The sequence below is a fragment of the Natronomonas sp. genome (assembly GCF_046483325.1).
Lineage (GTDB): Archaea > Halobacteriota > Halobacteria > Halobacteriales > Haloarculaceae > Natronomonas.
Genome location: NZ_JAWODL010000006.1, coordinates 1 through 5,690, shown reverse-complemented (window position 1 = coordinate 5,690; position 5,690 = coordinate 1). Strand labels below are relative to the sequence as shown.

4 protein-coding genes are annotated in these 5,690 nt (G+C 64.4%); all 4 read right to left on the bottom strand.

All coding sequences use genetic code 11. The features are described from left to right. The coding region (locus R6U53_RS00970) for a hypothetical protein (RefSeq protein ID WP_410320510.1) at positions 1–180 on the bottom strand (180 nt) is incomplete at its 3' end. A gap of 398 nt (positions 181–578) precedes the next feature. Next, a complete protein-coding gene (locus R6U53_RS00965) occupies positions 579–3,800 on the bottom strand; it encodes a BGTF surface domain-containing protein (RefSeq protein ID WP_410320509.1) in 3,222 nt (1,073 codons plus the stop codon). After that, positions 3,797–3,931, bottom strand: a complete 135-nt coding sequence (locus R6U53_RS00960) for a hypothetical protein (RefSeq protein WP_410320508.1) — start codon at positions 3,929–3,931, stop codon at positions 3,797–3,799. The genes R6U53_RS00965 and R6U53_RS00960 overlap by 4 nt, the downstream gene beginning before the upstream one ends. 1,213 nt (positions 3,932–5,144) lie before the next feature. Next, the coding region (locus R6U53_RS00955) for a TetR/AcrR family transcriptional regulator (RefSeq protein ID WP_410320507.1) at positions 5,145–5,690 on the bottom strand (546 nt) is incomplete at its 5' end.

Genomic DNA, 5,690 nt, shown 5'->3' with positions numbered 1-5,690 from the left:
GACCTCGACGGTCTCCCCCTGCCAGAGGAGTTCGCCGATGAGGTCGTCCGTGTCGTCGTACGATGCGTCTTGTGCTACCGCGGGGGCGGCCGCGAACCCGACGGCGACCGCGGAGACGACCGCGATCGCCGCGAGGAAGACCGCGCGCGCCGTCCCGCGATAGGGTGTGTCGGTTGTCATGAGAGTGGTGTCCGTGTCGCGGTGGTCGCGGTCTCCCCCGGCTCGCGCCCGGTCGCCGGAGACCCGCACCGCGTCGAGGGCGCGACCGGACTCGGCCGCGGACAGTCACGTACCACGCTTGGTAGGGTTACGACGTCCGAAACACACGTTGGTCCTGCTAAATACTTTGCGTGTGACATAATCGGGAACCCGTGTACATAGCGGCACACGCCCGTCAGGCGCCCGATATCGGTCCGGTCAGAGATCTCGTTCGGGACCGACCGAGTCGATAGCGGCCGTCAGGACCCGTCGGAAGCGCTTCCGCTACCGGGCTGGCGGAGTCGAGTCGGATAAAGAAATACCGCAAGGGTCGGCCCGCGTGGGCCGATGGTTAGCGAGCGTGGGGTATCGCTGCTGCGTTACTCGGTACGCCGGGTAGCGAGGAGCGCAGCCGCGATGAGGGCGACGAGCGCGACGAGCGCGCCGAAGCCGGGCGTGCTGTCGTCGGTGCCGTCGTCGCCGTCGTCACCGTCGTCGGTGCCGTCGTCACCGTCGTCGGTGCCGTCGTCGCCGTCGTCGGAGCCGTCGTCGCCGTCATCGCTGCCGTCGTCGCCGTCGTCGGCTTCGATCGTCAGCGTGCCGGTCTGCTCGTCGTCGTCCGTCGCGATACCGTGGGTGTAGTCACCGGCGTCGAGGCCGGACGTGTCGGCCGTGAACTCGACGGTGGTGCTACCGCCGGCTTCCAGCGAGACTTCCTGGCTGTCGAGCTCCTCGCCGTCAAGCGTGAGCGCGACGTCCTGGGTCGCGTTGGAGTCGCCGGTGTTCTCGATCGTCGCGGAGACGGTCACCGAGTCGCCGGCCGTGGCGGTCGCCTCGGCGGGCTCGAGGTCAGAGACCTCGAAGGCAGCCGGGTTCTCCTCGGCGGCTTCGACGACCGTTCCGTCAGCCTCGGCCTGTTCGTCGCTCGCGAGCGGGGAGTTGCGCGTCGTGACAGTGAACGTGTCGTTGACGCTCTCCTCGCTGAAGTCGAACGTGCTCGAGAACGTGCCGTCAGCCGTGACGACGTTGTCCTCGGCGTTCTTGATGAAGTTCGCCTGCGCCTCGTCACTGCGGACGCGGACGTCGACTTCCGAACCGGGCGCGACGTTCGTCGTGCCCGTGATGTTCTGCTCTTCAGCGTTCTCGACTTCGACCGGGTCCGAGTCGAACTCGATCTCGGCGTCTTCGAAGTCGAACGTGGAGTTCACCGACTCGTAGTTCTCTTCGAGCGTGTCGGAGTCGTCCTCGTCATCGTCTGCGGCGGTCAGGCGCGGGTCCTGAACCGTGAACTCGACTTCGTACTCGTCGCCGTCTTCGCCGCCGATGTCGCCGGCGTTGGCGAGGACGTAGTAGTCGTCGTTGGCCTCGTCGTAGACGACGTTAATGTCGTCAGCACCGATCTCGCCGGAATCGCTGCCGAGCGTGTACTCGTCAGGATCCTGGTTCGCACCGGGGTTCTGCTCGGTGAACGTCAGGTCCACTGCGCCGGCGTCAGCCAGCTCGACGAGCGCGTCTGCGTTGTCGTCGCTCACGTTAGCGAGCGCGCCTTCGAGGCCGCTCGCAGTGATCTGGTGGACGAGAACGTCGTCGGAGTCACCCAGCGCGACAACGTCAGTCTGGGTCACAGCGCCGGCTTCGACGCCGCCTGCGATGGCGGAGACTGCCTCCTCGTCACCGTCGTCGTCCTGCACATCAACGACGTCTCCGGCGACATCCTCGGTGGTGCGCCAGAGCTGCATGCTGTCGGTGGAGCGCTCCTCGATGATCAGCGACCCGATGTCGCTCTCCTCGTCGAGCGCGGCCGAAGCGTCAGACTCTCCGTCAGTGTTGACCGGGCTCACGGAGATGTCGTAGTCGCCCGTGTCAAGCTGGTTGGTGAGGTTCTGGATACCGTCTTCCTTGTTCTCGAGGGTCGCCTCGTCGTCACCTTCGGCGGAGACGATGTTGGCGTCCGAGCTGTTGTTACCAGCGGTGAACGTGTTGAACTGCACGACGACTTCGCCGTCCTCGTCGTCGTCAACGACGCTGATGTTCGCCTGGTAGTTGTCCTCGTCAGCAACGCCGATCACGACGGTACCTTCGTCGGTCTCGTCGAGGTTGACCGTAATCTCGGCAATGTCGCCCTGCGCGACGCTAGTCGAGCTCTCGTTAAGCTGGAGGTCGCCGTCGGCCGCTTCGGTCACGTTGATCGAGGCGGTGTCTTCAGCGTTCGTGTCGACAGATTCGAAGGTGAACTCGTATTCACCCGTGTCGAGGTCGTCAACGTTCGAGAAGTTCGCGTCAACGGTACCGTCGTTGACCTTTTCGATCTGAACCTGATCGTTGTCGGCTTCGACGTCAGTCACGGTGTAGCCGGCGTCAGCGAAGAGCTGCTCGAGCTCGCCGTCGTCGAGGTCACCGTCGGCGCTCACGTTGAGCGTGTAGGTGCCACGGTTGGAGTTGAACTCGAGGTCAGCGACTTCGTCGGACTGAACGGAGTCCTCGTCGAAGTCCGTACTCAGGCTCTGGGATGCAATCTCGAACGAGTTGCCGGCCTCCATGCCGGCGCCAGCACCATCGAGGAAGTAGTCGCCGCTCTCGAGATCAGCCGTGTCGATTTCGACGACACCGGAGTCGTCGGTCGAGAGTTCTTCGACAGTACGGGTCCCGTCGTCACCCTGGTCCTCGCGGAGAATGACGTCGGTGTTAATCTCAAGGTCGTTTACTGCGACAGTCTGACCCTGCCAGACGAGCTCGTTCTCTATTGCGTCGCTGGCATCATCACCGGCAGTGTCGGCATCAGAATCAAGCGTGTAGGCGAAGATTCTGTCAGCGTCGTAGTTGCTGACATCCTCGGCCTCAGTCGTGAGCGTATCGGAGGCCTGATCGTTGTCGCCACCGTCATGCTCGAAGACAACAGTGTAGTCGCCAGCCTGGTTTTCAACGCTTTCAGCGGTGAAGACGGCATCGCCGTCACTGTCCGTCGTAACGGACGTGGACGCGAAGCTGAGGCCGTCTGCGTCGTTCACAGTGATCGTCTCTCCTTCGACGGCGCCACTGGAGTTGGATGCCGAAACGGTGAACTCAACGTCCTCTCCCGAGGTCGCGGGATCAGGACTGACGTCGGTGACGGTGATGTCGACATTGTCCTCCACCGTCAGAGTAGTCGATGCCTCACCGAAGTCATTACTGGCTCCGAGCGTGTCGCCGTCACTCGGTGCGGGCGCACCACCGTTGGTTGAGTCACCTGCAGCGGCGTAGACCTCGTAGTCCCCAACAGACTGGGAACTCACGTCTACACTTGCGAAGTTGATCACATTGTTGTCGCCAGTCTCATCGAGGGACCCATCTTCTGGTGCAAGCAGGATGTCTGTCCCGTCGTCGTACTGGTCGTTGCCATTTACGTCGATGACTACATTCGCTTCGTCATCGCTCGTTCCATCTGATGTTACAGCAATGTCCGTTGTGTCGCCATCGTTAAAGTCGACGTCAGTTGCGTCGACGGAATCAGCTGCTGCGGCTGCGGGTGCAGCAGCAAAACCGACAGCGACCATGGATATAACCATGATAGCCGCAAAGAAGACCGCGTTGGCCTTCGTGCGTGTGTTTGTGTCGTTTGTCATTGTTTGTTGTGTGTTGTCTGCGTCGCGACACCCTGCTTTGTCCCCGCCTCACTCGCCCGGTCGTCGTCGACCAACATCGCATCGAGGGCGCAGCCGGACTTGACGCGGATTACTCGCGATCGGCATCGCATTATCTCGGATAGGGGTCTGCGAATGTCAGTTAAAGTGGTCGATATATATGCTTTGTGGGATATTAAAATCGTGTTAACTCTCGACAACCGACGGAGACGGCGTGAGACGGCCGATCTCGGATTTGAGTCGATCGCGGGTAGGCAGATCGTACTCGTGACATTTAGATAACATGAGAATCGTCAGGAGGACCGAAACAGCTATATCTATCTCCTAACGAGTGGTAAATGGACGATTAAGGTCCTTCAGGCGACATGGAACAGTTTCTTTGGTAGGGTCTGTCCATGTCGTCTGCGACGTTCGACCGCACCCCTCGTGCGGTCCGTTTTGAGACCCGTACCCCTGGGTCCGCTCCGCGGTACCCCCCGTGCGCTCGTTCGAGCCCCGGCTCTAAAAGCCCGGCGGGCAGCCCCCGGCGGGTGGATGTCGGCGGGCAGCCCCCGGCGGGCGGACGCCGGCCGTCGGACGCCGACGGGCAGACGCCGCCGATCGGCGGCGGGAGCTCGACCGAGCGCCTGACGGAGAAGCGGAGTCGGCACTGCGAAGCGACTCCGAAGGAGAACTGAGACGCCGCTGCGGGGGCGTGAGGTGGGGCGGACCCCCCGCCCGCGGCGGGTCACTCACGGACTACGATGTGGGCGGTGGCGCGTCCCGCGAGGGGGTCGGGACGCGCCGTCGGTGACGAGTACCGCTCGACCGGGCCAGTGTCGTGTCCTCCACCGGCACCTGCGTGTACCCGCGCGAGTCCGATAAGCCCGATACCCCGGCAGTGCGGGACTTTTTAAATTACACCGGGCGCGGACGGTCGCGTGGAGGGGCGCGCCGACCCCCGCGGCGTGTGCGCCCTCCCCGCCCACCCGCACGGGATTTAGGCGCGTGGAGGGCGTACTTCGGGACGGCGCGAGCGAGGGCGCGACACCGCATCGGGTAGGGCCTCGCGCCCGGCCGCGCCGCATTCCCCCGGCCCGACGCCTCGCTTCCGGGGCGTCGGCCGCGCCGCGATCGACCACAGAGGCACACGCCGCGCGTTCGCGGCCCGCACCGGAGTCGATCGACGGCGACGACGTCGACCGGCGGAGCGAGGATTTTTGACGACCGGATCGGAGACCCCGACGACGAGTCGAAACGCCGTCGGACGCCGCGACGCCGGAAGACGCGACCCGCCGGTCCGCCGAGACGTGACTATTTAAAAAGCGCCCGACGGTTCCGGGCCGCTCACTCGGTTGTGAACAGCCCGTCCAGGATCGTCTCGATCAGCGCGTCCTCGACGCGCTCGTGTTCCGCGTCGGTGTCGGCGCCGATCGGGGGGTTCCGCGAGCGCGCGGTGAACACGAGCGAGACGAACAGCTCGTCGATCAGCTCGGGGTCGTCGTACCGGAACTCCTCCAGCGAGGCCCACCGCCCGGCGAAGGGCAGCTCCGAGTCGGACGCCGCCGACGCGATCTCCTCGCCGTCCCCGTCGGCGTCGGCCATCCGGTCCTGTAACGCCCGGAGCTCCCCGTCCACGATCAGCGAGGAGATGAGCGGGTTCGACCGCACCTCCCGCAGCGTGGTCTTCAGCAGGACGCGCACCTCCTCGCGGGGCGTGTCGGCCGTCGCGACCGCCTCGGCGATCGCCGCCTCCAGGTCCTCGCGCTCCGCGCGGAGCACCTCGACGTACAGCGCCTCCTTCGAGTCGTAAAAGGTGTAAAACGTGCTCGTCCCGATGCCGACCGCCTCGGTCACGTCCTTGATCCGCGTGCGCTCGAAGCCGAACCGCTC